Here is a 25,044-nt window from a genome sequence, read left to right on the forward strand (position 1 = left end):
CTAGCCGCAGGACACCGGTCGCGTCGGCAGCAGCACCGTCACCCCCAGCCCCTCGCCCGGCGCCGTCCGCACGCTCACCTCGCCGCCGTGCGCCCGCACCACCCCCTGCACGATCGCCAACCCCAGCCCGCTCCCCGCGCCGCCTCCGGCCCGGAAGAAGCGGTCGAAGACCCGCGCCGCGTCCTCCGGCTCCAGCCCCGGCCCCTTGTCCTCGACCGACAGCCGTACGACGCCGTCCACGCGCTCCACGCCCAGCCGCACCGGCACGTCGGCGGGCGTGTGCGTGCGCACGTTGGCCAGCAGATTGCCCAGGACCTGACGCAGCCCCGACTCGTCGGCCTGGACGAGGACCGCGCCGTCCGCCTCGACCGTGACCGGCCGCCCGGGCTGCTGCGCCCGCAGATCCTGCGCCGCGTCCCGCACCAGACGGCTCACGTCGACGCCCCGCAGCCGCAGTTCGGGACGCTGGTCGATCCGGGCCAGGGTGAGCAGCTCGTCGACCAGCCGCCCCATGCGGTCCACCTCCCCGTTCATCCGCTCCCAGGCCCGCACGCGCTCCTCCGGCTCGCGCAGCATCCCCTGGTCGTAGAGCTGGAGGTAGCCGCGGATCGCGGACAGCGGGGTGCGCAGCTCGTGCGAGGCGTCGGCGACGAACCGGCGCAGCTGGCCCGCGCTGCGCTCGCGCGTGCGGTACGCCGTCTCCACCTGGTGGAGCATGGAGTTCAGGGCGAGCCGCAGCTGCTCGACCTCCTGGGTGGGATGGTGGCTGGAGGGCACCCGCCGGGTCAGGTCGCCCTCGGCGATCGCCGACGACGTCTCCACCATGTCCTCCAGCGGTCGCATCCGGCGCCGCACGCTGAACAGCGTCAGACAGGCGAGCAGCGCCAACAGCAGCGTGCCGACGGCGAGATCGAGCCGCAGGGCCTTCGCTATGCCCTGGTGCAGGGCCTCGGTGGAGGTGGCCAGCAGGATGTACGTGCCGTCGGCCAGCCGGGTCGCGGTCGCCCGGTAGGCGGAGCCGTGCACGGTCAGGTCGTGCGGGCCGGGGTCCCGGGCGAAGACGCCCGGATCGTCGACCGCGTCCGCCAACCCCAGCTGGGCCTCGGTCGGCTTGACGCCGAAGACGGTCAGGGCCACGCCCCGGTCGTCGACGGCGGCGAACACCGAGTCCGGCGTGGGCTGTTCGGCGGTCCGCTCGGGCACCAGCCGGTCCCGGACGAAGCCCAGCACGCTCAGCGAGTCGATCTTCCGCAGGGTGAGCTGTGAACTGACCAACGAGTCACGGGTCTTGGACAGATCGGTGTCGACCTGGTCCAGCAGGTAGTGCCGCATCCCCATCAGGCTGACGGCGGTCGCCGCGACGATGCCGATCGCGAGCAGCGCCACGTTCGCCAGCGTCAGCTTCACCCGCAGGGAGTGGACGCCGCGCTCGCAGCGCAGCGCCGCCATCGACCGCAGCGCCTGCCAGATGTGCGATGTCTGCGGCGGCCTCATGCCAGCCCGTATCCCACGCCCCGCCGGGTGGTGATCACCGGCGCCCCCAGCGCGTCCAGCTTGCGCCGCAGATAGCTGATGTAGGTCTCGACGACGGTCGACTCGGGCGGGGTGTGCTCGTACTGCCAGACATGGCGCAGGAGTTGCTCCTTGGGGACGATCCGGCCGCCGTTGCGCACCAGGAAGCGCAGCAGCGCGTACTCGGTGGGGGTGAGCTCGACCGAGCGACCCGCGCGATGCACGCTGTACGTCGTCTCGTCCAGCTCCAGGTCGCCGTAGCGCAGCGGCGGCCGCTGCGGGAGGACGTCCGCCGGGCGCGTGCGGCGCAGCACCGCGGTGATACGGGCGACGACCACGTCGATGTCGAACGGTTTGGTGATGTAGTCGTCGCCGAAGCCGAGCGCGCCGACGATCTCGGCGGGCGCGTCCCGCGCGGTGAGGAACACCAGCGCCAGGTCGGGCCGCCGCGCCCGCAGCTCGCGCCCCAGGGCCCGGCCGTCCCCGTCCGGCAGCATGACGTCGAGCAGCGCGACGTCGGGCCGGGTGCGGTCGGCCAGGGCGAGGGCCTCGCGGACGGTGCCCGCGATCATGACCTCGAAGCGGTGGTAGCGCAGGGCGATGGCGAGGACGTCCGCGATGCTCGGTTCGTCCTCCACGACCAGCACGGTGCCGGAAGCCGTCGTCATGCCCCCAGTATCGGCGGCCCCACTGACATCCGGACCGGTTCGCTCTTTGGAGTTCCTTGAGAGTCATGCCAGCCCGGTGTCCACGCACGCGTGCCGCCGCCAATCCTGTTGCCCAGGACCTGGGGGACCAACCGACGGCCTGACGGACCGACGGATCGACTGACGATGCGACGAAGGAGTTTGAGCGTGGCGGCATTGGCGCGGTGGTGCTATCGGCACCGGCTGGTGGTCCTGTTGCTGTGGGTGGGGACGCTGTTCGGCCTGGGATTCTCGGCCTCGACGGCGGGCACGGACTACGCGAACGTGTTCTCCCTCCCCGACACGGACTCCAAGAAGGCGTACGACCTGATGGAGAAGGCGTTCCCCGCGCGCGCGGGCGACACCGACACGGTCGTGTGGAAGGTCGACGACGGCTCGGTCCGGGACCAGGACGTACGGTCCCGGGTCCAGCCCGCGCTCGAGAAGATCGCGAAGATGAAGGGCGTCGGCGGGGTCACCAGCCCCTACGCGGACGGCGCGGCGGGCACGGCGGCCGCGGCGCAGATCAGCGGCGACGGACGGATCGCCTACGCCGAGATCACCTTCGCCGACCAGGCGAACGCCGTACCGAAGGAACTGGTCCAGGACGTCGTCGACACCGCGCAGGGCGTCGAGAAGAGCGGCGAACAGAGTGGTCTCGAGGTCGAGTTGGGCGGCCAGGCGATCATGCGCGTGCAGGAGCCGCCCACCGGCCTCGCCGAGATGGTCGGTCTCGCGGCCGCCGCGGTCGTCCTGTTCCTCGCCTTCGGCTCGCTGTTCGCGATGCTGCTGCCGCTCGCCGTGGCGATCTTCGGCGTCGGCACCGGCCTGTTCTCCACCCAGCTCCTCAGCCATGTCACCGACGTCCCCGACCTGGCCCCGCTGCTCTCCTCGCTGATCGGCCTCGGCGTGGGCATCGACTACGCCCTCTTCATCGTCACCCGCCACCGCAAGGGCATCCTGCGCGGCCAGCAACCCGAGGAGTCGGCGGTCACCGCCCTCAACACCTCCGGCCGGGCGGTGCTGTTCGCGGGCGGCACGGTGTGCATCGCGCTCGCCGGCATGCTGGTCACGAACCTGCGCTTCCTGGACGGCGTCGTCATCGGCACGTCCCTGACGGTGGTGCTCAGCGTCCTCGCCGCCACGACGCTCCTGCCCGCCCTGCTCGGCTTCCTCGGCACGCGCGTGCTGAGCCGTAAGCAGCGCCGCAGGCTCGCGGCGACGGGCCCCGAGCCGGAGAAGGAGAACAGCCCCGCGGCCCGCTGGTCGACGACCGTGCAGCGCAGGCCCCGTACGGTCGCCGTGCTCGCGCTGGTCGTCATGGCCGTCCTCGCGCTGCCCGTGCTGTCACTGCGGCTGGGCGCCACCGACCAGGGCAACGACGACGCCTCGACGACCACCCGCAAGGCCTACGACCTGCTCGCCGAGGGCTTCGGACCGGGCTTCAACGGCCCGCTCCAGGTGGTCGTGGCGAACGGCGACACCGCCACGCTGGTCAAGGGCATCCAGGACGCCCCCGGCGTGGCCCGGGTGGCCGCGCTGCCGCCCGCCCAGGGCGTCACCGTCATCCAGGTGGTCCCCACCACCTCGCCCCAGTCCGAGCAGACGGACGCCCTGATCGACCGGTTGCGCGACGACGTCATCCCGAAGGCGGGCGCCGAGGCGCACGTCGGCGGGGTCACGGCCGTCTCCAAGGACTTCGCGACGGTCACGGGCGACCGCCTGCCCCTCTTCATCGCCACCATCATCGGCCTGGGCTTCCTGCTCCTCCTGGTCGCCTTCCGCTCCCTGGTGGTGCCGCTGACGGCCGCCGTGATGAACCTGGTCGCGGCGGCGGCCTCCTTCGGCGTCCTCGTCGCGGTCTTCCAGTGGGGCTGGGGCCTGGAAGCCCTCGGCCTCGGCAAGGAGGGCCCGATCAACGCCTTCCTGCCCGTCATCATGCTGTCGCTGCTCTTCGGCCTGTCGATGGACTACCAGGTGTTCCTGGTCAGCCGGATGCACGAGGAGTGGGTGCACACGAAGGACAACGCGCGCGCGGTACGCGTCGGTCTGGCCGAGACCAGCCGGGTCATCAACTCCGCGGCCCTGATCATGGTCTGCGTGTTCCTCGCCTTCGTGCTGAGCGGAGACTCGGGCGCGGCGATGGCGGGCGTCGGCCTCGCGGCGGCGGTCGCACTGGACGCGTTCATCCTGCGTACGGCCCTGGTGCCGGCCGCGATGCATCTGCTCGGCAATTCCAACTGGTGGCTGCCGGCCGGCCTGGAGAAGCGGCTGCCGCATCTGGCCGTGGAGCCCAGGGAGGAAACGCCGGAAACGGTCGCCGCACACGGCGAGGGATCCGCCACGGTCGTCCACGGCTTCGTACGGGACGAGTCCGGCGACCCGGTGGAGGGCGCGGCCGTCACCCTCAGGTCGAAGGGCGGACGTCGACTGGACCAGGTCACCTCCCTCGCCGACGGCTCCTACATCCTCTCGGTCCCGGCCCCGGGGACGTATCTGCTGGCGACGACGGGATCGTCGTACACCTCCCGTGCGCGGCAGCTGACGATCGCGGACGAGCCGCTGGTGTACGACGTGGAGCTGACGGAGTCGACGGATGCGACGGACTCGACGGAGGAGGCGTCGGAGGCGTCGGAGGTGAACTGACGCGGGGCCGGGGGCCTACTCGTCCCCCGGCTTCGGCTTCTGGTTCGGCTTCTGGTTCTGCTTCTTCGTCGGGTCCGGCAGGGCGTTGGTCATGCCGGGCAGGAAGTCCGTGAAGAGGTCGTGGACCTCCAGGACGAGCGGTCGCAGCACCCGGAACCGGGCGAGCGCCACACCCCGAGCGGTGAGGCGCGCGCCCCGGTCTGCGAGCCGGTAGCTGCGCTCGCGGTCCTCGGTGCGGTCGTAGATCCAGTACATGACGAGCCCCATCTGGGACAGCCACATCAACTCGGGCAGCACCTCCCGCAGTTCCTCCGGGACCTTCGCCTTCGACCCGGCCAGCACCTCCTTGTGGACGCCGATCGCCTCCACACGCGCGTGCTCCGACTCCGCGGAGAACGGGCTGAGGGGGCTGTCCGGGTCGGCGGCGTTCTTGAAGAACTGCACCGCGAACTCGTGGTACGGCTCGGCCACCTCCAGCCAGGTACGCAGCACGCCCGCCAGCCGCGCCTCCAGGCTCGTCTCCCGCGCCAGGACCCCCCGGACCGCCTCCCGGTGCTCGACGGCGAGCCGGTCGTAGAAACCCTGGATCAGGTGTTCCTTGCCGGCGAAGTAGTAGTAGGCGTTTCCGACGGAGACCCCGGCCTCCTGGGCGATCGCCCGCATCGTCGTCTTGTCGTAACCGCGTTCCTGGAACAGCCGCATCGCCGTTTCCAGGATCAGCGCACGGGTCTGCTCCGACTTGGACGCGGGAGACGCCTCGTGGGGCTCGGTCGGGGGAGCGGCCTCGGCGGGGCCGTCGTGGTTCGCGGACACGGACACGAGCCTAACGAGTCGGGCAGGCGCCGTCGGCACAGGTGGGCGGGGTGTAGGTCCAGCCGTGCTGCCGGTCAAAGGCCCACCCGTCGGCCCCGTAGTACGCGTTCGCGCCCCACCGGGTGTCCTTGCGCTGCGCCCCGCGCCACTTGGCGGCCGCGAGAACGGCGCCCCGGGCGAACTTCGCCCCGGCGGGAGTGCTCAGCCGATGAGCGAGCGGCCGGTGCCCGCGCAGCGCCCACAGGGTGACGATCCAGGCCCCGGCCCCTAGGTAGACCTGCCCCCCATCCCCTACGACGGTGATCTCGTCGAGGGTTGCGCGGTGGTCGAGCCCGGGGAAGCGGGCGGCCGCCTCGGCCGAGCCCGCGGGCACGAACTCCAGCGGCACCAGTTGCGGCTGGCGGCCCAGCCAGTCGCGCAGGAAGGTGCACAGGGAGCAGTCGGCGTCGTAGAGAACGGTGAGCCGGCGAACCGGGACGCGCACGGCGGCGACGTCCCGGTCGACGGGGGCCTGTTCGACCTGAGCGGGGTGTCCGACCGGTTCGGCGGTCACGGTGCTCACGCCTGGGCCGACGGCGACGGCGCGGCCCAGCCCTGCGGGGCGACCGGCGGGACCTGCTCGCGCTCCATGAGCCCGCGCCGCCGGATCCGGTTGAGCACGTACACGTTGGCCAGGTGCATCGCGCCGAGCACCAGCAGCACCACGCCCAGCTTGGTCGACAGGGCCTCGAAGATCCCCCGGGTGTCCTCGATGGTGTCGTCCCCGCTCAGGTAGAGCGCGACGAAGCCGAGGTTGACGAGGTAGAAGCCGACCACCAGGAGGTGGTTGACGGCGTCGGCGAGCTTCTCGTTCCCCTGGAGCACGTCCGCGAGGAATATCCGCCCGTTGCGACTGAGGGTCCTGGCGACCCAGACGGTCAGGGCGATGCTGACGACCAGGTAGATGACGTAGGCGACGACCGTACGGTCCATGTTCCCCACTCTTTCCTGCATTTCTGAACGCGTTCAAAACGCTGTCATGGATGACTGTAGACCGCTTTTTGAACACGTTCAAGTGGGATGCGGGCGGGGTGGGGTTGGGGGTGGGGGTGAGGGGGGTGGGTGATGCCGCCGGGTGTCTACCGCCGGGCCAGCTCGGGCCGCTTGGTGTAGTCCGTGAACCCGACGACGTTCCCCCAGGGGTCGGCGACCTCGACGGTCCACCCGGTGGACACGGAGAACGGCGCGCCGAGCGGAGCGACCCCCGCGTCGGCCAGCCGCCGGGCCGTCCTGCGCGCGTCCGCCACCTCCAGCCACACCCGGGGCGAGGGCCACGGCGGCGGCCGGTGCCCCAGCCCCTCCTCCAGCCGCAGCAGGATCCCGGGCGTCTCGCCCCCCACCTTCAACAACGCGATCCCGGCCTCGTCGAACCGGAGCGCCACCTCGAACCCGGCACGCTCGTAGAAGCCGACGGCCTCGCCGAGATCCCCGACGGGCAGCAGCAGGTTGTCGAAGCCGAGCAGCTCGTACGACTGGTCATCTGACATGTCGTCAGACTAGGGGGGTGGGTGCGAGGGCGAAGGGGGACTGACCGTGGGGGTCACTCGCGCGGACGCGAAGACGGGTGCCGAGGGCCCGCGTTGTCAGTGCCGCCTCGTACGGTCGACGACATGGAAACGGGAACCGCACACGAGCCGCCGCCGACGGACCCGGTCTGATGCGCACGCCTCAATCGCACGCCGACCGCATCCGCAACCGGATCGCCGCGGGGGACGCCGACCGGATCGCCGACGAGGCGCTGAGAACGCTGACCTCCAGCCGAGGCTGCTGGCATGCGGGCTGGGGGAGGGTACTGGACCAGCTGGTGGCCCTACCGGCCCCGAGCCGCCACGCACTCCTTCACGCCCTGGCGGCCCGCCACCCTGAGACGGAAGCCGACACGGACGTCCGCTGCGGAGCCCTGGTCCTGCGGACGTGCCTCTCCCAGGACCTGAACGCCGACGCTCTGAACCCCGACGCTCTGAACGCCGACGCCCCGGCCGACGACGACCTCCTGGCCGCGCAACGCCGTGCGGCCCTGCACGACCTGGGCCGACGCCGGGCGTTCAGCCCGGAGGCCCGCCTGGAACTCCTCGCGGAGGCGGAACTGGCCGCAGGCCACCCCCTGCCCCCGCCCACGGTGGCCACCTTCCGCCGCGCAGCACTGGAGACCACGGTGCCCGGGGACGCCGAACCCCTCCTCCGCCTGACGAAGACCCTGACCACCCCACCCCTCAACGTGGGCGAGGAATGGGCGGAACAGGCCCTACGAGACACCACGACCCCCGACTGGCAGTCGCTCCTGACCCACGCGACGAAGGCGACCAAACCCCATCCCACGGCGACCTGGGAAAACCGGGCCCGCACCCTGCTGGCCCCCCTCGCCCCCGCCCAGGTCCGCACCACCGTCCTGCCCTGGCTGACCCTCGTAGGCCGCCCCCGCACCTTCCCCCTCCGACACCACCCCCACGAACCGAACATCAACCACACCTACGACCCCCACAACGCCACGGCCCTACGCGGCCTGACCTGGTTCCTCGCCCTCCTGCCCCCGCACCCGGACACCCCGCCCGCCCTGGCCGCCCTGGCGGAAACCTCCCTGACCGCGGTCCCCGCTCACGGCCCCCGCAGCCCGAAGATCGCCAACGCGGCCGTCCTGGCCCTCACCCGAATCGCCGACGAACCGGCGCACGCCGAACTCGCGCGCCTGGCCGCCGTAGTGACGTACCGGAGCACGGCCAAGCTCATCGACACGGCCCTGAGGGCGCGGGCCGCGGGCACGTGAAAGGGCCCTGTTTCCGATGGCGCGGAAACAGGGCCCTGAACTGGTTCTAAGGATGTCCCGTAAATGATCTCCGGATCGGCTCGGGCAGGGTTGGCCGCCGTACGGCCCTCTGATCTAGCCGGCGAGGGCGAGGTTGTGCATCCGGGCGATGCCGAGCATGGCGTGATGGACGCCGTCCCCTTTGAGGCGGCAGTCGCGGAGGATTTTCCAGGTCTTCATGCGGGCGAAGACGTGCTCGACGCGGGCGCGGACCTGCTTGTGGGACTTGTCGTGTTCCTCTTTCCCATCCGGGAGTTCTGCCTGGCCACGCTCGCGGCGGTGCGGGATGACGAGTCCGGTGCCCGGGTAGCCGCCGTCGGCGATCGTGAGAGTCTTGCCGACAGCGGCCTTGGCACCGGACTCCTCCCACGCCTTGCAGTCGTTGCGGTTGCCGGCGAGCGGCCGGCCGACCACGACGACCAGGCGGGTGTCGGCGTCGATGACGACCTGGTGTCCCCGTCCAGCAGCCCAAGCCACGCCGCAATCCTGTAGCAACGCCCACGTTCAATCTCTACAGTCACCGCATGGCCACCGAAGACGAGCCCCCAAGTCAGCCCGACGTCGCCGCGATGCTCACCAACCAGACGAGCGCGTGCAAGCCGGCACGCGAGGCCATCGCCGCCGGCGCCGAGGTAAGGGTTTTGGATAGGGAGGCGCCCCATTGGATGGTCGCCGGCATCGCCGCAGCGAGGTTGAGACGGTCGTTGGCCCGCGGCCTGCAGGAGATCATCGGCCTCGACGAGACCGTTGAGATCCTCGCGCAGCACCGCGGCGAGCAACTGCGTACCGGGATCATCGACGCAGCAGACCGGCTCTGGTCCTTCACTCTGTACTTCGACGCCACCGGGACCGAGCTCCTGGCGTGCAGCGGTGTCAAACGCTCTCGGAGGCCCAGCACGAAGGACTCGTTCGAGCCCTGAGCTGATCCGCATCCGCCCTCTGCCCGACGCAGCCGCCACTACCTGCAGAACCTGCAGAACCTCGGCTTCGAGGAGCAGGTCGTGGAGGCAGGCACGGCGAAGAAATCTCCATTGCGGTCAGGTGTTACGGGACAAGCCTTAGCCGATGGCGATACGCGTTTTCCCATACGTATTCGGCGTGATGATCCCGGTGCCGGAACCGGACAGCGCGGTCTTGCTGCCTGGCCAGAGGATCATGTCCTCATGGATCCAGGCGGACACCGTAGGCTCCCGCCCGGTTACTCACGTTGCGAACGGGGCGCAGCACTGGGGCCCTTTGGTGCCGCGCTCAAGCGTGATGCTGAAGTCGGGACGATGCAGTCCGACCCCGGTCTCAAGTTCTGGGCAACCAGCTTTCCCCTATTGGTCGTCGAAGACCCGTGCGCAGCGCGCTGCTCAGCTATGGGGTTCTCAATTTCGGGCTGTTTCAATGCCGCTGGATCATTGGCGAAGCGCGGCTTTGCCGGATCTAGCCAAGGACGACTTCCGGGTAGGGATTAACTGGAGCGGACAGCGCCCAACCGGATGGGACTTCACTGTCGGTGAAGCAGTCAATCGTCTCATTCATGCGCTCGGCGAGCCACCATACGACCGGTAGATTCGGCCGAGTGACAGCTGTTGCAACGATCTCAAAGCGTGTGTAGAGACGGAAGTTCTGATTCGGTGCGGCTGGGAAGTTCTGAGGAGACCCCTTGAAAATAGTGCAGAGGCCCCACCGGAGTTTGCTTCCGGTGGGGCCTCTGGGGTGTCTGACGGAAGTAGTTGACGGCAACGTCAGCGGACGGGTGCGGCACAGAGAGACACCTCGCGCGGTGCTGCACGAACTGGCCCCGGAATCGAAGCGGGAACCGGGGCGGTTGTCGACGGCGTCCGTCCTGCCAAGTGATGCCGGGTCGGCTGAGGAGGCGCTGTGGACACCGTGACGGGCAGGCGTCGGCCGGGGTCGGAGGTCGGCGGGCGGGACGCTCGCGGCGGAGAGGTCCTCTGGCCGGTGTCCTTCCGGGATGCCCCGCAGGCCCGCTCGACGGCGTACGGACTGGCCGGGCTTGTCCTGGAGTTCTCCGTCGCCGTCGCTTTCGGCCGGTACTACTGGGCCGACAGCAACTGGCCCCGGTCGCCGCTGGGCTGGTTCTTGGCGGCATGGACGGCCCCCTCGGTCCTGCTCATGTGCGGGGCTCTCGCCGGCACGCTCACGGCTCGACGGAACAGCGTCTTCCGCCGCTCGCTGTCCGCCCTCGCCTGGACGGCGTCCGTGCTCACGAGCCTCAGCCTGCCGTTGCTGCTGGCCGCGAGCAGCGCCGACCTGTGCGAGACGAACCCGCCCCCGACGCCGGCGTACCTGGAACCGGCACTCATGGTTCCGGTCTGTCTTGCGGCCTCGCTCGCCCTCGGATCGCTGGCCGGTTTCGGCGCGTGGACCGTGACACGGCGTCGGATTCCCCACATCGCGCTGTACGCGGTCTGGCTCGTGTCCGCCGCGGTCGCGGTCTTCCTCCTCCTCGCACCGATCCTCACCGCGTCCCCCACCTGCTCGCCCATCACCAACGGTTAACCGCAGCGGGTTTGAGGGTGGTTGTCAGCGCGGCCAGTTGGCAGGGGCCGGTGGCGAGGTAGACGCAGGCGGAGCCTTCTTCGCTGTAGGTCGACTTCTGCCAGTTCGGTTCGGTCATGCCTTCGTTCCTCAGATGTCTTCGACGATGCGGTGGATGAGGTCGCGGGAGTCGACGGGCTTCAGGGCGACCGCTTCCACGCGGTCCAGGGCGACGAGCCGATACTTCTCCAACTGGCCAGTAGCGTTCACGAGTTCGCCGGGTCCGGCCGCCGTCGTCTTGGACTGCGCCCCTAGCGCAGACCGGTCGTCATCGTCATCATGGTGGGCGAGGGAACGTCCCCGGGGGCCGTCGACGCGGAACGTCGCATCCGGGCCTGTGACTGTCTGTCAGGGGTTCCGGAGATCGGATCCCTCTCATGGACATGATTCTTCTGTCAGTAGATGCCTTTCTCGGTGTCGTCACCGCTGCCTTGTCCTTGGCGGCGGAGATTCTTCGCGCGCGACGGCGCAGGCACACCCCGCGGCGTGAAGACCGTGCGGTGTGATGCGGAAAGCCGCTCAGAACGCGGCCTCGGCGATCCGCATCACGTACGGCAGTTCCGGAGTCCGGCCTGTCGGGTTGAGGGAGTACACCAAGACCCGGCGCAGGTCGCGCGTGGCGAAGACGCCGCTCGTGTAGCCCGGGTACGAGCCGCTCTTGCCCCAGACTGTCGTGCCGTTCGGGAGGACCGTGCGTTCGAGGCCGCCGTAGGTGAACTGTCTGGTGCCGGTCACTCCCGTGGGGAGGGTGAAGAGGGTCTCCTGCTGGGCGGGTGGCAGGAGACGGCCCTGGTACAGGGCGGTGAGGAAGCGGGACAGGTCCGGGGCGTTGGAGATCATGCCGCCCTCGGCCCAGGCGTACGGGCTCTGGACGCTCACGTCGGTCAGCTCGTCCGAGCCCGAGCCCGGCTGCACTGTCGCTCCCCTTGTGTACGGCACCGGTATCGACCAGTCGTCCAGGGTCGGCACCGACGTGTCGCGCAGGTTCAGGGGGCGCAGGATGCGGGTGCGGACCTCGTCGCCGTACGAGTGGCCCGACACCTGTTCCACGATCAGGCCTGCGATGAAGTAGTTGATGCCGTTGTACTGGGTGACCTTGCCGGGCTCGGTCGGTTCGCCGCAGGAGAGGGCCGACTCCACCCACTCCCTCGGCGGGACGTCCTTCCTGGCGCACAGGGGGATCTGGAGACCGCTGGTGTGGCTGAGCAACTGGCCGACGGTGACGGGACGGTAGGAGGAGGGAAGGAGGCCGGGCAGCAGGTCCTGGACCGTGTCGTCCAGACTCAGGCGCTGCTCGGCCGCCAGCTGGAGTACGACCGTCGACGTGAAGAGCTTTGTGATGCTGCCGATGCGGAAGTGCGCGTCGGGGGAGGGGACCGAGGGGCCGGCGGTGTCCGTCCAGCGGCCGTCCCGTCCGGTCATGCGGATCAGGCCACCGGAGACGTTCGCGTCCGGTAGGCCGGAGAGGGCCGCCCGCAAGGCCGCCTTGTCCAGCGTCTGGTGCTGGTGTGTGCCGACGGCGGGCACCGCCCCGGCCGCCATCGCCGGTACGGCGTCGCCGACCGTGAGTACTGTCGCCAGGGCAGCGGTCGCCATCGCGAGGACCGCGCCTCGACTCCCCCTGCGTAACGATGAGAACGATGAGTTCGCCATGCGCACCAGCTTCGCGCCGTACCGCAGGCCCCGGCATCAGGAAGATCCCGGACCCGTCCCGGACCCGTCCCCGACCCAGCCCTGACACCGCCTCCGGGCGGCCCCGGCGGCGCGGGTTCAGCAGCCCCCCGCCCGCCGCGTGCTCAGCGTGATGTCGTCCATGCGGACGTCGTACGACGACGGGTTCGGGTCGGACTGGTACAGCTGCCAGCCCAGCTTCAGCTTGTCGAAGTGCGGGAACGTGAAGGCGTCCGTCGTGCCGCCGTGTCGGGTGGTGGAGACCGTGAGGTCCGACTGCTCCGTGCCGTTCAGGTACACCGTGACGCGGTTGTCCGTGGCGTCCAGGTGGAATTCGACGCACTGCCAGGCGCCGGCGGTGGCCGGGGACGAGGTGCGCCAGGACGTCCAGTCGCCGGTGGGGCCCAGGTCCGAGCCGACGCCCCAGAAGTTGCCCTGGTCGGTGGGGGCGTACTGGCCGCCGAGCGGGCGGACCAGAGTGGGGGAGTCGGCGCCCGACGCCTCGGCGATGGTCCAGTGGGCCCAGTCCGGAGCCGTGGGGAAGGCGTCGACGCGCAGGCGCAGACGGGCCCAGAAGCTGTTGCCGGGCGGGGTCAGGTCCGGGAAGACGAGGAAGGCGCGGCCGTTGGCCTCGGTGCGGAGGTGGAGTTCGCGGCCGGCGCCGCCCCTCGTGCTGGGCTCCACCGTCAGCGTGCCGTCGGACGTGTCCGTGGTCCAGCCGCGACCGGCCGTGACCGGGCCCAGGGGGAGGCGGTCGAAGGTCTCCCGCGCGAGGGTGGTGGGAGTGTGCGGGGTGTGCGGGGCGGGTGTCGCGAAGGCCGTGGGGGGTATCGCGAGCAGTGCGGCCGCCGCTGCCGAGAGCGCGGCGGCTGCTTTTCTCAGGAGTGCCAGGGGTGCCATGGGAGCAGTCTGCGACGGCAGCCCCTTGCATCACAGCAGTCGCACGGGCAACTGGCCGGGTCGGGCCGCCAGTTGGCTTGAACTCTCAACTATCGCTTGCGCTCGTCCTCGACTGGACGGCCGGCCCTGAGGATCTCCGCCACGTCAAGGGTGACCTTGGCGCCGATGGAGTCGGGGAGGGTGACCTGTTCGCCGGGGGCGTGGACGCGGTGATTGCCGTACTCGCTGTTGGCCGGGTCGGTCAGGACATGGAGGCGTTGGTGTTTGCGGTCGACGATGACGTACACGGGAACATCGGCGCCGGCGTAGGCGGCGACCTTGGTGCGCAGGTCGGACTGGTAGTTGCTGGATGTGACTTCCAGGACGAGACGGAAGGCGATGGGCTCGTAGCAGTTGTTCTCGACGAGGTGTTCTTGGACGTCGGCATCCACCAGCGCGAGATCCGGGATGGCGTAGTCCTCGGCGCCGCTGGGCAGCCAGAGCCCGATGCCCTGGAGCACCTTTGACTCCGCTCCGTGCAGTCCCGCCGCGAGGAAGGGGACCATGAGGTCGGTCAGGGCACAGGCGTGTGCACCATCCGGGGGCGGGGACATGAGGATCTGGCCCCCGATGATCTCGACGCGGTAGCCCGGGTTGCGATCCACGATGCGGTTCGCCTCCGCGATCAGCGGACGGTCGTCGTGGGGCCGCTCGACGGATGCTGCGGACATCGCTTGCCTCCTGCTGGGCTGGTGTCGAGAGCATCATCGTAGGCCGGGGGGCCCGCACGTGTCCCGTCCCGCTGGTTTCACCCGATCGTGGCGCGGTACGCCCGAGGGCCCCGTCTCCACAGAGAAACGGGGCCCTCGCGCACGTACCGGAAAACGAATCCCAGACCTCAGAAGCGGCGCGTGATCAGCGCTCGCTTCACCTCCTGGATCGCCTTCGTGACCTCGATGCCGCGCGGGCAGGCGTCCGTGCAGTTGAACGTGGTGCGGCAGCGCCAGACGCCGTCGCGGTCGTTCAGGATTTCGAGGCGCTGCTCGCCCGCTTCGTCACGGCTGTCGAAGATGAAGCGGTGGGCGTTGACGATGGCGGCCGGGCCGAAGTACTGGCCGTCGTTCCAGAAGACCGGGCACGAGGACGTGCAGGCGGCGCAGAGGATGCACTTCGTGGTGTCGTCGAAGCGCTCGCGGTCCTCGGCCGTCTGGAGACGCTCGCGCGTCGGCTCGTTCGTGTCCTTCGTGATGAGGAAGGGCATGACGTCGCGGTACGCCTGGAAGAACGGGTCCATGTCGACGACCAGGTCCTTCAGGACCGTCAGGCCCTTGATGGGCTCGACCGTGATCGGCTTCTCGGGGTTGAGGTCCTTGATCAGCGTCTTGCACGCGAGGCGGTTCTTGCCGTTGATCCGCATCGCGTCCGAGCCGCAGATGCCGTGCGCGCAGGACCGGCGGAAGGTCAGCGTGCCGTCCAGGTCCCACTTGATCTTGTGGAGGCCGTCGAGGACGCGTTCCTTCGGGTCGATCTCCAGCTGGAAGTCTTCCCAGGTCGCTTCCGCCGAGACCTCGGAGTTGAAGCGGCGGATGCGGAAGGTGACCGTGATGTACGGGGAGTCGGCGAAGCCGGGCTCGGGGGCGCCGGCCGCGTCCGCCTTGTCGAGGGTCGGGGTTGCCATCAGTACTTACGCTCCATCGGCTGGTAGCGGGTCTGGACGACCGGCTTGTAGTCGAGACGGATGGACTCGGCGCCGTCGTCGCCGACCTCGCGGTACGCCATGGTGTGGCGCATGAAGTTGACGTCGTCGCGGTTGGGGTAGTCCTCCCGGTAGTGACCGCCGCGGGACTCCTTGCGGGCCAGCGCCGACACCGCCATGACCTCGGCCAGGTCGAGCAGGTTGCCCAGCTCGATGGCCTCCAGGAGGTCGGTGTTGAACCGTCGTCCCTTGTCCTGGATCGAGACGTTGCGGTAGCGCTCGCGCAGCTCCGCGATCTTCTCGACCGCCGTCTTGATGGTCTGCTCGGTGCGGAACACCATGACGTTCGCGTCCATGGTCTCCTGCAGCTCGCGGCGCAGGACCGCCACCCGCTCGGTGCCCGTGGAGCTGCGCAGGTGCTCGACCTGGTCGATCACCTGCTGCGCCGGGTTCTCCGGCAGCTCGACGTACTCCGCCTTCTGGGAGTACTCGGCGGCGGCGATGCCGGCCCTGCGCCCGAACACGTTGATGTCCAGGAGCGAGTTGGTGCCCAGGCGGTTCGCGCCGTGCACCGACACGCACGCGACCTCGCCGGCCGCGTACAGGCCCGGGACGACGGTGGTGTTGTCGCTCAGCACCTCGCCCTCGACGTTCGTCGGGATGCCGCCCATGGCGTAGTGCGCGGTGGGCTGGATCGGGATCGGGTCCGTGTACGGCTCGATGCCCAGGTAGGTGCGCGCGAACTCGGTGATGTCCGGGAGCTTGGCGTCCAGCTGCTCCGGGGGAAGGTGCGTCAGGTCCAGGTACACGTGGTCGCCCTCGGGACCGCAGCCGCGGCCCTCCCGGATCTCCGTGTAGATCGAGCGGGACACGACGTCACGCGACGCGAGGTCCTTCATCACCGGCGCGTACTTCTCCATGAAGCGCTCGCCGTCCTTGTTGCGGAGGATGCCGCCCTCACCACGGGCGCCCTCCGTCAGCAGGATGCCCATGCGCCAGATGCCGGTCGGGTGGAACTGGAAGAACTCCATGTCCTCCAGCGGCAGCCCGCGCCGGTACACGGCCGCCTGGCCGTCACCGGTCAGCGTGTGCGCGTTCGACGTCACCTTGAAGAACTTGCCGGTGCCGCCGGACGCGTAGATCACGGCCTTCGCCTGGAAGACGTGGATCTCACCGGTGGCCAGCTCGTACGCGACCACGCCGGCCGACCGCTTGACGCCGTCGACCTCGGTGATCAGCTGGTCCAGGACGTAGAACTCGTTGAAGAACTCCACGCCCTCCTTCACGCAGTTCTGGTACAGCGTCTGAAGGATCATGTGACCGGTGCGGTCGGCCGCGTAGCAGGAGCGGCGGACGGGCGCTTCGCCGTGGTTACGGCTGTGCCCGCCGAAGCGGCGCTGGTCGATCGTCCCGTCGGGCGTCCGGTTGAACGGCAGGCCCATCTTCTCCAGGTCGAGGACCGAGTCGATGGCCTCCTTCGCCAGGATCTCGGCGGCGTCCTGGTCGACCAGGTAGTCGCCGCCCTTGATCGTGTCGAAGGTGTGCCACTCCCAGTTGTCCTCCTCCACGTTGGCCAGCGCGGCGGCCATGCCGCCCTGCGCGGCGCCCGTGTGGGAGCGGGTGGGGTAGAGCTTCGTCAGCACGGCGGTGCGGCTGCGCTTCGTCGACTCGATCGCGGCGCGCATGCCCGCGCCGCCGGCGCCGACGATGACGGTGTCGTACTTGTGGATCTTCATCTGTGGTTTACCTCAGCCCCGTGCCTAGCGGATGTTCGGGTCGAAGGTGAAGATCACCAGCGTGCCCAGCAGGATGGTGAACACCGTGGCGGTGTAGAGCAGGCCCTTCAGCCACAGCCGGGTGTTCGCGCGCTCCGCGTAGTCGTTGATGACCGTGCGCAGGCCGTTGGCGCCGTGCAGCATCGCGAGCCACAGCATCAGCAGGTCCCAGACCTGCCAGAACGGCGAGGCCCAGCGGCCGGCCACGAAGGCGAAGCCGATCTTCGAGACGCCGCCGTCCAGCACCAGCTGGATCAGCAGGTGGCCGATGACCAGGACGACCAGGACGATGCCGGAGAGGCGCATGAACAGCCAGGCGACCATCTCGAAGTTGCCCCGGGTGGACCTCGGGGTCTTCTTGGTGCGCTGACGCGGGGCCTCGATGAGGGGCGCAGGGTTGTCGACGCTGTAGAGGGGGCCGCCCTCGACGGGGCCGATCCCGGACGCGGTGGTTTCAGTGGTGGCCATCGGTCTCAGCTCCCGAACAGTTCACGAGCGGCGTGTCCGAGGACGGGGTAGATCGCCCCGAGCATCAGCACCAGCCACAGGCCTACGACGCCCCAGAGCATCTGCTTCTGGTAGCGGGGGCCCTGGGACCAGAAGTCGACGGCGATGACGCGCAGGCCGTTGAGCGCGTGGAAGAGGATGGCGGCGACGAGGCCGTACTCCAGTACGGCCACGATCGGCGTCTTGTACGTGGCTACGACCTTGTCGTAGTCCTCGGGGGAGACACGCACGAGAGCGGTGTCCAGCACGTGTACGAACAGGAAGAAGAAGATGAGGACGCCGGTGACTCGATGAGCCACCCAGGACCACATTCCTTCCCGGCCGCGGTACAGCGTTCCAGCCGGCACGGAAGAACCCTCCGGGAGCGGGGATTGGGGCCTGCCGGCTTCGGCGTCGGACGGGCCCGGCCGGGTACGGTCCTCCGGCCCCCAGCATCGTAGCGACGCGCTGGCGCTGGGTTTAAGCCGGGCCTACCTGTGTGATCAAACTGGCACGCGTATGGGTGAGCTTTGTGGCATCTGGGGTGGGGTGTCCGGTTATTTGGCGGGTGCGGCGGCGTGGTGGCCGGTCGCGCCCCGCGGCGGAGCCGCGCATGTCACAGCCCCGCGCCCCTGAGGAGGTTGACCAGACGTCCTCTTGCCAGGCGGCGGAGTTCTTCCGCCACCACCACCCGCTCGTCCTCCGGATCGTTCGCCAAACGTGACCGGATGGCCGCCAGGAGATGGTCCAGGACCTCGTTCGGCGCCAGTCCGTCCACACAGATGACGAACACGTGTCCGAATCTCGCCTCGTATGCCGCGTGTGCCGCGCCCAGTGCCATGTGGGCCGCCTCGTATGTGTCGTCCGGCAGGGTCGGCAAGGTCTCGCCTGCCAGGGCCTCCGCGAGGTCGCCCGCCGTCAGGTCGTAGGCCGCCTCGTCGGACGCGGCCAGGAGGGCGTCGAGGGTGGGGTAGGGGCGGTGGTCCGCGAGGCGGCGGGCCCAGCGGATGCTGCGGAGGCGGCTGAGGAGGATGTGGTGGGCCTCGTCGGCGGGTGCGGCGTTGAAGCCCTCCAGAGCGCCTTCCGCGGCCCCCTCCGGAGGCGCGGGCGGCGAGGTCCGGGTCTGTGCCGGTATGGGGAGGCGAGTGGCGGGGTGGGAGAGACGGTGCGGAGGCAGCGTGGATCCTCGAGTCACGTGTGGTGTGGCAGGGGATGCAGTGAAGTGTGTGACGACATGCGGACGACACGTTATCGAGACCGGTCATGACGTGTCCGATGGATGCCCGAATTTCACCCGAACGAGAGAGTTTCAGAACCGATGGAGGCACCGGGGATGAACTCCTTCGGCGGGCATCGGGCGTGTCGCCGTCGTAGGTTGACGGGGTGAGCAGGCATAGGCATCGGCGCCCGGCGGCGCAGAAGAGAGTGCACCGGACGGTGGCGATACGGGCGCTGCTGGCCGGCGCCCTGGTCGTCGGAACCGGTGTGGGACTGGGGTTGTGGGCGTCCGGGGGCGAGGACGGGGACGGCGGCGTGCCGGCCGGGTCGGCGGCCCGGGAGCCCTCCGGCGGGACGTCGACGGCGAGCGAGGCCGCCGGTGCCGGGTCCGACGCCGGCGCGGCCGTCAGTCCGACGCCCACCCGCTCGTACGCCCTCTCCACCGCCCCGCGCACCATCCCCGCCGTCCGCTCCCACACCCCGGCGCGCGGTCCGGGCTGGCGGCCGGCGGCCGGGCGGCGGGTGGTCGTGAGCGACGCCGACCTCGCCGACGAGGGCAGACTGATCGCCGGTGAGCTGGGCATGACGTACGCCGGGGAGAAGGACGACGTACGCGCCGGGGACCTGCGACTGGCGCTGAACGACGACGAGGGCGCGAACCCGGAGTCGTACACCATGACCGTGCGCGGCGGGCGGGTCACCGTCAGCGGGCCCTCCGACGCGGGCGTCTTCTACGGCACCCGCACGCTCAAGCAGGAGGTGCACGGCGGCGGTACGGCCCCGGAGGGCGTCGTCCGCGACCAGCCGGCGAAGCCGCAGCGCGGGTTCACGCTCGACATCGCCCGCAAGTACTTCAGCCCCGGCTGGATCGAGGCCCGGGTGCGTGAGCTCGGGGACCTGAAGTTCAACCAGCTCGGGCTGCACTTCTCCGACGACCAGGCCTTCCGGATCCAGTCCGACACCCACCCGGAGATCGTGGCGAGGGAGCACCTCACCAAGGCGCAGGTGAAGAAGATCGTCGCCCTCGCGGCCAGTCGGCACATCACCGTCGTGCCCGAGATCGACTCGCCGGGACACCTCGGCGCCGTGCTCGCCGCCCACCCCGAGCTGCAGCTGCGCAACGCGAGCGGGGTGGCGACGCGCGGCGCGATCGACATCTCCAAGGCCGCCTCGGCGAGCCTCCTGGACGACCTGCTGAACGAGTTCGCCGGCGTCTTCCCGGGCGCGTACTGGCATCTCGGCGGCGACGAGTACCAGGCCCTGACCGTGTCCAACCCCGCCGCCTCCTACCCCCAGCTCGCCGCCGCAGCCCGGTCGGCGTACGGCGCCGGAGCGGGCGTCGCCGACCTGGCGACCGGCTGGCTCAACGACCGCGCCGACACCGTCCGCGCCCACGACCGCACCATGCGGGTGTGGAACGACGGCTTCTTCCGGGGTACGTCGGTCAAGCCGGCCTCCGACCTCGTGGTCGCCTACTGGACCGGCAAGGAGATCGGCGCGCGGGTCCCCGCGGACTATCTGAGCGCCGGGCGCAAGGTCCTCAACTACAACGACGAGTACCTCTACTACGTCCTCGGCGAACCGCAGACCTTCGTCTACCCGACCGGTCAGCGGATCTACCAGCAGTGGACGCCGAGGGTGCTGCGCGGCACGACGGCGGTGCCCGCGTCGTACGACGCCCAGATCCTCGGCGGGTCCTTCTCGGTCTGGTGCGACCTCTCCCAGTCGCAGACCCAGGCACAGGTCGCCGCCGGGATCCGGATGCCGCTGCGGGCCACGGTCCAGAAGCTGTGGGACTCCCGACAGCCCGCCCTGTCCTGGACGCAGTTCAAGGCGCTGGCCGACCGGCTGGGCTGAACCCCGGCTCAGGGGAGAACCGAGCGCGGCCTTCGCACGCACGGACACGCACACACGCACGGACACGCACACACCTCGGGGGATCCACTTGCTGCGCTCACCTGTCATGCTCGCGCGGGCTGCCGTCGCCGCGCTCGGCCTCGTCATCGCCACCGACCTGTTCGCCCTCTGGGCGGACTACGACATGTACGAGGTCACGGGCCACATCGCCGACGGCCGGCTGGAGGGGGCCGTGCGCGCGTCGGCCGACCGCGCCGACCGCCTCTACAGCTCGGCCGGCATCGTCCAGACGATCGCCCTCGTCGTCTGCATCGTCGTGTACCTGTTCTGGTTCTCCCGTGTGCGGATCAACGCCGAGGTGTTCCGGCCGGACGGGCACAGCAAGTCGCGCGGCTGGGTGATCGGCTCCTGGTTCACGCCTGTCGTGAACCTCTGGTACCCGCGCCGGATCATGCTCGACATCTGGGACGCCAGCAGCCCCGGCGTCCCCTGGGGCCCGCCCCGGCCGCACGGGCTGGTCACCACGTGGTGGACGCTGTGGCTCGTCTCTCTGGCCGCCGGCCGGGCCGGGTACCAGGCGTACCGCAAGGCCGACACGGCCGAGGAGATCCACGCCGCCGTCGCCCAGGTGATGTTCGCGGACGCGGTCGACGTCGTGGCCGCCGTCCTCGCCATCCTCGTCGTGCTGCGCCTGACCCGGATGCAGCACGAGAAGGCCCTGCGGGGGCCCGAGACGGAACCGGCGTCGGTCACGGTCTGAGTACGTCCCTTCGTACTTCCCTTCGCGCTCTCCTTCCTTGGCCGAAAATCTTCTGTGACACTCCTGATCTGTTGCACGCAGTAAGGGGAAGTGTGGGCTCCGTAAGGTAGGCGCCCTGGCGAGGGAGGTGTGGATGAGCCTGGTGGAACTGATCGCTCAGGCCGACGAACGCGGACTGGCCGCCAGCGGGTTGGCTTGTTTGGATCGGTGCGTGCCCCTGCTCGGCGGTGACGACGAGATCCTGCGCCCCCTGTGGGCCAGCCTCGCCGACCCCGACTCCGCCCCCGGCGACTGGGGCGAACGACTGGAACAGGCGCGCGGCAAGCTGGGGGCGGATGGAGACTCCGGCGACGGCTCCGACTCCGGCGACGGCTCCGGTGGCGGGGACGAGGGCGGGGACCGTGACGGTGACGGCGAGGGTGGCCGTGGCGGCGAAGCCGCGCTGCTCGCCCGCCGGATGCTCGCCGCCACCCCGGCCGACTTCCGCGCCGCCGAGGTACGGGTGTGGGCCGACGCCTGCTCCGTCGCCTCCCTCCAGATCCACCGCCTCCTCGACCCGGCCGAGGACGCCTCCTCGCTCGACTCCCGCCGCGAGGGCCGTACGGAGGGCATGCCGCCGCTCGTCGCCGCCGAGCTGCGCCGCCAGATCACCGTCCTGGAGCTGCTCGCCGGGCATGGCGTGGGCGGACTGCGCCGAGCGCTCGAGGTGTCCACGCAAGGGCGTCGCGTACTGCGCGCGGTGGTGTCGCGCCGGGCGCGTGGACGCGCGTGAAGACGCGTGTGAAGGCTTGCGCGAAGACATCCGTGAAGACCTGCGTGACCAAGAAGACCTGCGTGAACAACGGGAGAGAGGGCAGCGAGGAAAAGTGACGCCAACCGCGCATCAGCGCTCCCACCAGGGCTCCCACGAAGGCTCCCCCCAGGGCTCCCACCAGGTCACCGGCCACGCGCCCCGCCCCACCGCCGCCGCGAGGCCCGCGCAGTGGGCGGCGGACGCGGTCGCCGCCCTGCGGGACGACGCCCGACTGCACCTCGACCACTCGGCGCAGAGCCTGTGGCGCGTCGACCGGCACATCGAGGACCTACGGCGCGAGGGCACGCCGTACGCCGCCGTGGAGATCACGCTGCGCGGACTCGGGGCGTACGCCGGTGAGGTGATCGTCCGCCAGACCGGCGCCCAGTGGTGGGCGAGCGGGGGCGACCACTGGGTCCGCACCCCCGACGGCCGCCTGTGGGAGCCGCTCGACGAGGCCCGCCGCTGCTTCGGCGGCCATGGCTCGCTGCGCCTGCTGTGCCGGGACGCGATGCGGGGGAAGCGGAACTGAGGCCGGGCTCGTCACGTCCCGGAGCGTGCCGCCAGTGCAACGGCCGGAGCCGCCACCCCCCACAGGAGAGGCCCCGGCCGTCGCGCGGCACGGGCCGCGCGGCGGCCCGTACTAGCTACAGCGCCATGAATGCGTTTTCTGTCACACCCGCATGCGTCACGAGTTAGTTGCATGTTCTACGGACATGGACGACTGGCGGTTTCAGGTCGTAACGTGCCTTTCGCGCCGGACGGCCAAGCGGCATGACCACCGCATCCACCTGCGGTCCCGAGACCGCGCATCACCGACTCATCGACCGAGGAACCACGACGTGGGGGACGACGCGGAGCTGACAGCCGCGGTGCTTGCGGCACAGGACGGGGACGAGACCGCGTTCCGGGCTGTGTACCGCACGGTGCACCCGCGGCTGCTGGGGTACGTGCGGACGCTGGTGGGCGATCTCGACGCCGAGGACGTGGCCTCCGAGGCCTGGCTGCAGATAGCCCGCGACCTGGACCGGTTCAGCGGAGACGCGGACCGCTTCCGCGGCTGGGCCGCCCGCATAGCCCGCAACCGCGCGCTGGACCACATACGCATGCGCGGACGGCGTCCCGCCACCGCCGGCGACGAGACCGAACTGGCCGGTCGGCCCGCCGAGTCCGACACCGCGGGGGAGGCCATCGAGGCGTTGGCCACGGGCCGTACGCTGTCCCTCATCGCCCGGCTGCCGCAGGACCAGGCCGAGGCGGTCGTCCTGCGTGTGGTGATGGGCCTGGACGCGAAGACCGCCGCCGAGACGCTCGGCAAGCGGCCCGGAGCGGTCCGCACGGCCGCGCACCGGGGCCTGAAGAAGCTGGCAGAGTTGCTCGGCGAGGACCCGGAGACGGTGGACGCGCTGGACGCGCTGCCGCCCCAGCGAGGACCGCGCTCGCGCGCGCCGACGTCCGCGAGTGTGACGCATGCGCGCACGCGGACGCAGAAGGACATGTGATGGCCGACAAGCAGGACAGGTGGCTCGACCGCGCGACGGCGGAGCGGCTGCTGTGCGGTGAGTCAGCCGTCGACGCTGTACCCGCCGAGGTGTCCCACGCCGCCCGTGACGAGGCCGAACGGCTCGCCAGGACCCTCGGCGCCCTCTCCGCGCTGGCCGCCGAGCCCCTGTCCGCCGATCCGGAGCTCCCCGGCGAGGCCGCGGCGCTCGCGGCCTTCCGCAAGGCACGCGAGGCCCGCGAGGATCGTGCGGTCCATGAGGCGTACGGGGCGCACGAGGCGCATGGGGCCCACGCTTCCCGGGCCGGCGCCGTGCACGCCGCCGACGCCGGGCTGGTCCGCATCGGCGCCCGTGGCCGCGCACAGGAGGCCGCCCGCCCCCGCTGGAGCCGCCCGGCCCGGCTGGGTCTTGCCGCCGCGCTGGTCGTCGGCGTGCTCGGCGGGGTCGCCGTGGCGGCCGGCACCGGAGCGCTGCCGACCCCCTTCGACGGCGCCGAACCAGGCCCCGCGGCCTCCGTCCCGGCCGCCGTGCCCGACGAGCTGCCGCTCGTCTCGCCCTCGCCGACCGGCCCGGACGACGGCACGGACGAGGGGACGTCCGGCGCCCCCGGCGGGTCCGACTCCAACGGCGCCGGGAGCGCGAACGCGAGCGCAGACCCCTCCGCCGGCGCGGACGGCCTCGGCGCCGTGCCGAAGGACGTGACCTCGTCCTGCCGCGACGTACGCGCAGGCAAAACCCTGGACACCCAGCGCCGGCGCAGCCTGGAGGGCCTCGCGGGCGGCGCGGCGCGCGTCCCGACGTACTGCGCGGGCGTCCTCGACGGCCCCACCGCCCAGTTTCCCCGCTCCCCGCGATCCTCCCGGTCCCCCCGCTCCGACGACCGCAGCGGCCGCACCGGCACCGCGGGCCAGGGCGCCAGCCTGAGCGACCGGAGCAACGAGGGCGATCAGGGCGGCCAGGGCGATCAGGGCGATCAGGGCGACAAAGGCGATCGCGACGACCAGGACGACAAGGACGGCCGCGGGGGAACGGCCTCCGGCCACGGAGGACGCCATGGAGGCGGCTACGGAAGTGGCTACGGAAGTGGCTACGGAAGTGGTTACGGAGGCGGTCACGGCAGCGGACGCCACCACTCCGCCTCCGGTGGGAAAGGCCACTGAACCCCTCCTGACCTGCTACTTCGTGGTGAGGTGAAATTACTTCGCGACGGGTGTGACGTTTTTGGAGCCCGGGGCGCAGTAAGAAGTGAGCCGACTGGTCATCGGCCCTTGCACTGAGCCGGGGTTCCCCCCGTACCTACGGCTCGTGCGCACGGCGCGGGCGGGACACGTTCCCCCGGTCCCGCTCGCGCCCCAAAC

General features: G+C 70.5%; 27 protein-coding genes and 1 pseudogene. 11 read left to right on the forward strand and 17 right to left on the reverse strand.

Annotated features, from left to right (window positions below):
• The gene (locus OG562_RS26860; protein ID WP_266409542.1) at nt 1-1,449 is read right to left on the reverse strand and encodes a HAMP domain-containing sensor histidine kinase; all 1,449 of its coding nucleotides are present in this window, start codon (nt 1,447-1,449) and stop codon (nt 1-3) included.
• 41 nt (nt 1,450-1,490) lie between these two features.
• Complete coding sequence (locus OG562_RS26865) at nt 1,491-2,180, reverse strand: response regulator transcription factor (protein ID WP_266402140.1); 690 nt, start codon at nt 2,178-2,180, stop codon at nt 1,491-1,493.
• Between the two features lie 195 nt (nt 2,181-2,375).
• Here OG562_RS26865 and OG562_RS26870 point away from each other — a divergent pair, with 195 nt between their 5' ends.
• The gene (locus tag OG562_RS26870; RefSeq protein ID WP_266409544.1) at nt 2,376-4,844 is read left to right on the forward strand and encodes an MMPL family transporter; all 2,469 of its coding nucleotides are present in this window, start codon (nt 2,376-2,378) and stop codon (nt 4,842-4,844) included.
• 15 nt (nt 4,845-4,859) lie between these two features.
• Here the strand turns inward: OG562_RS26870 and OG562_RS26875 are convergent, their stop codons facing one another.
• The 4 genes from OG562_RS26875 to OG562_RS26890 form a co-directional block, all read right to left on the reverse strand.
• Nucleotides 4,860-5,657, reverse strand: coding sequence for a TetR/AcrR family transcriptional regulator (locus tag OG562_RS26875; protein WP_266402142.1), 798 nt, complete (start codon nt 5,655-5,657; stop codon nt 4,860-4,862).
• Between the two features lie 10 nt (nt 5,658-5,667).
• Nucleotides 5,668-6,141: a thiol-disulfide oxidoreductase DCC family protein gene (locus tag OG562_RS26880; RefSeq protein WP_266409546.1), complete on the reverse strand. Its 474-nt coding sequence runs from the start codon at nt 6,139-6,141 to the stop codon at nt 5,668-5,670.
• 74 nt (nt 6,142-6,215) lie between these two features.
• A complete protein-coding gene (locus tag OG562_RS26885) occupies nt 6,216-6,629 on the reverse strand; it encodes a hypothetical protein (protein ID WP_266402144.1) in 414 nt (137 codons plus the stop codon).
• 146 nt (nt 6,630-6,775) lie between these two features.
• A complete protein-coding gene (locus OG562_RS26890) occupies nt 6,776-7,183 on the reverse strand; it encodes a VOC family protein (protein WP_266402145.1) in 408 nt (135 codons plus the stop codon).
• Between the two features lie 170 nt (nt 7,184-7,353).
• Between OG562_RS26890 and OG562_RS26895 the strand changes: the two genes are divergently transcribed.
• Nucleotides 7,354-8,460, forward strand: coding sequence for a hypothetical protein (locus OG562_RS26895; protein WP_266402146.1), 1,107 nt, complete (start codon nt 7,354-7,356; stop codon nt 8,458-8,460).
• 114 nt (nt 8,461-8,574) lie between these two features.
• Here OG562_RS26895 and OG562_RS26900 read toward each other — a convergent pair.
• Nucleotides 8,575-8,952, reverse strand: a pseudogene (locus OG562_RS26900) (transposase); the annotation flags it as partial.
• Nucleotides 8,953-9,023: 71 nt separating this feature from the next.
• Here OG562_RS26900 and OG562_RS26905 point away from each other — a divergent pair.
• Nucleotides 9,024-9,419 (forward strand): hypothetical protein, encoded by a 396-nt coding sequence (locus OG562_RS26905; RefSeq protein ID WP_266402148.1) that lies wholly within the window; start codon nt 9,024-9,026, stop codon nt 9,417-9,419.
• 138 nt (nt 9,420-9,557) lie between these two features.
• On the opposite strand, the gene OG562_RS26910 is transcribed toward OG562_RS26905, so the two are convergent.
• On the reverse strand, nt 9,558-9,680 hold the full coding sequence (locus OG562_RS26910; protein WP_266402150.1) for a hypothetical protein: 123 nt from the start codon (nt 9,678-9,680) through the stop codon (nt 9,558-9,560).
• A 76-nt stretch (nt 9,681-9,756) separates the two neighbouring features.
• On the opposite strand from OG562_RS26910, the gene OG562_RS46255 reads away from it, so the two are divergent.
• Together OG562_RS46255 and OG562_RS26915 are read left to right on the forward strand one after the other, a co-directional pair.
• Nucleotides 9,757-10,056 (forward strand): DUF2750 domain-containing protein, encoded by a 300-nt coding sequence (locus OG562_RS46255; RefSeq protein WP_353962851.1) that lies wholly within the window; start codon nt 9,757-9,759, stop codon nt 10,054-10,056.
• Between the two features lie 312 nt (nt 10,057-10,368).
• Nucleotides 10,369-11,010, forward strand: a complete 642-nt coding sequence (locus OG562_RS26915) for a hypothetical protein (protein WP_266402152.1) — start codon at nt 10,369-10,371, stop codon at nt 11,008-11,010.
• Here the strand turns inward: OG562_RS26915 and OG562_RS26920 are convergent.
• The 9 genes from OG562_RS26920 to OG562_RS26960 form a co-directional block, all read right to left on the reverse strand.
• Entirely contained in the window at nt 10,997-11,128 is a 132-nt protein-coding gene (locus OG562_RS26920) for a DUF397 domain-containing protein (RefSeq protein ID WP_266402153.1), read from the reverse strand. The genes OG562_RS26915 and OG562_RS26920 overlap by 14 nt on opposite strands.
• Nucleotides 11,129-11,568: 440 nt before the next feature.
• The gene (locus OG562_RS26925; RefSeq protein WP_266402154.1) at nt 11,569-12,645 is read right to left on the reverse strand and encodes a serine hydrolase; all 1,077 of its coding nucleotides are present in this window, start codon (nt 12,643-12,645) and stop codon (nt 11,569-11,571) included.
• Nucleotides 12,646-12,819: 174 nt separating this feature from the next.
• Complete coding sequence (locus tag OG562_RS26930) at nt 12,820-13,611, reverse strand: hypothetical protein (RefSeq protein WP_266409548.1); 792 nt, start codon at nt 13,609-13,611, stop codon at nt 12,820-12,822.
• A 98-nt stretch (nt 13,612-13,709) separates the two neighbouring features.
• Entirely contained in the window at nt 13,710-14,330 is a 621-nt protein-coding gene (locus OG562_RS26935) for a Uma2 family endonuclease (protein WP_266402156.1), read from the reverse strand.
• 167 nt (nt 14,331-14,497) lie between these two features.
• Complete coding sequence (locus tag OG562_RS26940; protein ID WP_266402158.1) at nt 14,498-15,277, reverse strand: succinate dehydrogenase iron-sulfur subunit; 780 nt, start codon at nt 15,275-15,277, stop codon at nt 14,498-14,500.
• A complete protein-coding gene (sdhA, locus tag OG562_RS26945) occupies nt 15,277-17,031 on the reverse strand; it encodes a succinate dehydrogenase flavoprotein subunit (RefSeq protein WP_266402161.1) in 1,755 nt (584 codons plus the stop codon). Before sdhA ends, OG562_RS26940 begins: the two co-directional genes overlap by 1 nt.
• A gap of 24 nt (nt 17,032-17,055) precedes the next feature.
• The gene (locus OG562_RS26950; protein ID WP_266402164.1) at nt 17,056-17,538 is read right to left on the reverse strand and encodes a succinate dehydrogenase hydrophobic membrane anchor subunit; all 483 of its coding nucleotides are present in this window, start codon (nt 17,536-17,538) and stop codon (nt 17,056-17,058) included.
• A 5-nt stretch (nt 17,539-17,543) separates the two neighbouring features.
• Entirely contained in the window at nt 17,544-17,924 is a 381-nt protein-coding gene (sdhC, locus tag OG562_RS26955; RefSeq protein WP_266402166.1) for a succinate dehydrogenase, cytochrome b556 subunit, read from the reverse strand.
• Nucleotides 17,925-18,172: 248 nt separating this feature from the next.
• Entirely contained in the window at nt 18,173-18,751 is a 579-nt protein-coding gene (locus OG562_RS26960; RefSeq protein WP_266402170.1) for a 2-oxo-4-hydroxy-4-carboxy-5-ureidoimidazoline decarboxylase, read from the reverse strand.
• A gap of 242 nt (nt 18,752-18,993) precedes the next feature.
• Here OG562_RS26960 and OG562_RS26965 point away from each other — a divergent pair, with 242 nt between their 5' ends.
• The 6 genes from OG562_RS26965 to OG562_RS26990 all read left to right on the forward strand — a co-directional run bounded on the left by OG562_RS26965 (nt 18,994) and on the right by OG562_RS26990 (nt 24,846).
• Nucleotides 18,994-20,631, forward strand: a complete 1,638-nt coding sequence (locus OG562_RS26965) for a glycoside hydrolase family 20 protein (RefSeq protein WP_266402173.1) — start codon at nt 18,994-18,996, stop codon at nt 20,629-20,631.
• Between the two features lie 106 nt (nt 20,632-20,737).
• Nucleotides 20,738-21,391, forward strand: coding sequence for a DUF4328 domain-containing protein (locus OG562_RS26970; protein ID WP_266402175.1), 654 nt, complete (start codon nt 20,738-20,740; stop codon nt 21,389-21,391).
• A gap of 133 nt (nt 21,392-21,524) precedes the next feature.
• Entirely contained in the window at nt 21,525-22,163 is a 639-nt protein-coding gene (locus OG562_RS26975) for a hypothetical protein (RefSeq protein ID WP_266402177.1), read from the forward strand.
• A gap of 94 nt (nt 22,164-22,257) precedes the next feature.
• Complete coding sequence (locus OG562_RS26980) at nt 22,258-22,716, forward strand: hypothetical protein (protein ID WP_266402179.1); 459 nt, start codon at nt 22,258-22,260, stop codon at nt 22,714-22,716.
• 310 nt (nt 22,717-23,026) lie between these two features.
• Entirely contained in the window at nt 23,027-23,686 is a 660-nt protein-coding gene (locus OG562_RS26985; protein WP_266402181.1) for an RNA polymerase sigma factor, read from the forward strand.
• Nucleotides 23,686-24,846 (forward strand): hypothetical protein, encoded by a 1,161-nt coding sequence (locus OG562_RS26990; protein ID WP_266402185.1) that lies wholly within the window; start codon nt 23,686-23,688, stop codon nt 24,844-24,846. Before OG562_RS26985 ends, OG562_RS26990 begins: the two co-directional genes overlap by 1 nt.
• The last annotated feature ends 198 nt before the right edge of the window (nt 24,847-25,044 follow it).

Origin of the sequence: Streptomyces sp. NBC_01275 (assembly GCF_026340655.1) — a bacterium.
In the GTDB taxonomy this organism is placed as follows: domain Bacteria; phylum Actinomycetota; class Actinomycetes; order Streptomycetales; family Streptomycetaceae; genus Streptomyces.

What these genes read in the sequence shown, in the direction of transcription:
- sdhA (WP_266402161.1), bottom strand. Translation starts at nt 17,031, where the DNA reads ATGAAGATCCACAAGTACGACACCGTCATCGTCGGCGCCGGCGGCGCG.
- OG562_RS26905 (WP_266402148.1), top strand. Translation starts at nt 9,024, where the DNA reads ATGGCCACCGAAGACGAGCCCCCAAGTCAGCCCGACGTCGCCGCGATG.
- OG562_RS26920 (WP_266402153.1), bottom strand. Translation starts at nt 11,128, where the DNA reads ATGACCGAACCGAACTGGCAGAAGTCGACCTACAGCGAAGAAGGCTCC.
- OG562_RS26925 (WP_266402154.1), bottom strand. Translation starts at nt 12,645, where the DNA reads ATGGCGACCGCTGCCCTGGCGACAGTACTCACGGTCGGCGACGCCGTA.
- OG562_RS26975 (WP_266402177.1), top strand. Translation starts at nt 21,525, where the DNA reads ATGAGCCTGGTGGAACTGATCGCTCAGGCCGACGAACGCGGACTGGCC.
- OG562_RS26890 (WP_266402145.1), bottom strand. Translation starts at nt 7,183, where the DNA reads ATGTCAGATGACCAGTCGTACGAGCTGCTCGGCTTCGACAACCTGCTG.
- OG562_RS26865 (WP_266402140.1), bottom strand. Translation starts at nt 2,180, where the DNA reads ATGACGACGGCTTCCGGCACCGTGCTGGTCGTGGAGGACGAACCGAGC.
- OG562_RS26950 (WP_266402164.1), bottom strand. Translation starts at nt 17,538, where the DNA reads ATGGCCACCACTGAAACCACCGCGTCCGGGATCGGCCCCGTCGAGGGC.
- OG562_RS26895 (WP_266402146.1), top strand. Translation starts at nt 7,354, where the DNA reads ATGCGCACGCCTCAATCGCACGCCGACCGCATCCGCAACCGGATCGCC.
- OG562_RS26885 (WP_266402144.1), bottom strand. Translation starts at nt 6,629, where the DNA reads ATGGACCGTACGGTCGTCGCCTACGTCATCTACCTGGTCGTCAGCATC.
- OG562_RS46255 (WP_353962851.1), top strand. Translation starts at nt 9,757, where the DNA reads ATGCTGAAGTCGGGACGATGCAGTCCGACCCCGGTCTCAAGTTCTGGG.
- OG562_RS26970 (WP_266402175.1), top strand. Translation starts at nt 20,738, where the DNA reads ATGCTCGCGCGGGCTGCCGTCGCCGCGCTCGGCCTCGTCATCGCCACC.
- OG562_RS26860 (WP_266409542.1), bottom strand. Translation starts at nt 1,449, where the DNA reads ATGGCGGCGCTGCGCTGCGAGCGCGGCGTCCACTCCCTGCGGGTGAAG.
- OG562_RS26940 (WP_266402158.1), bottom strand. Translation starts at nt 15,277, where the DNA reads ATGGCAACCCCGACCCTCGACAAGGCGGACGCGGCCGGCGCCCCCGAG.
- OG562_RS26990 (WP_266402185.1), top strand. Translation starts at nt 23,686, where the DNA reads ATGGCCGACAAGCAGGACAGGTGGCTCGACCGCGCGACGGCGGAGCGG.
- OG562_RS26935 (WP_266402156.1), bottom strand. Translation starts at nt 14,330, where the DNA reads ATGTCCGCAGCATCCGTCGAGCGGCCCCACGACGACCGTCCGCTGATC.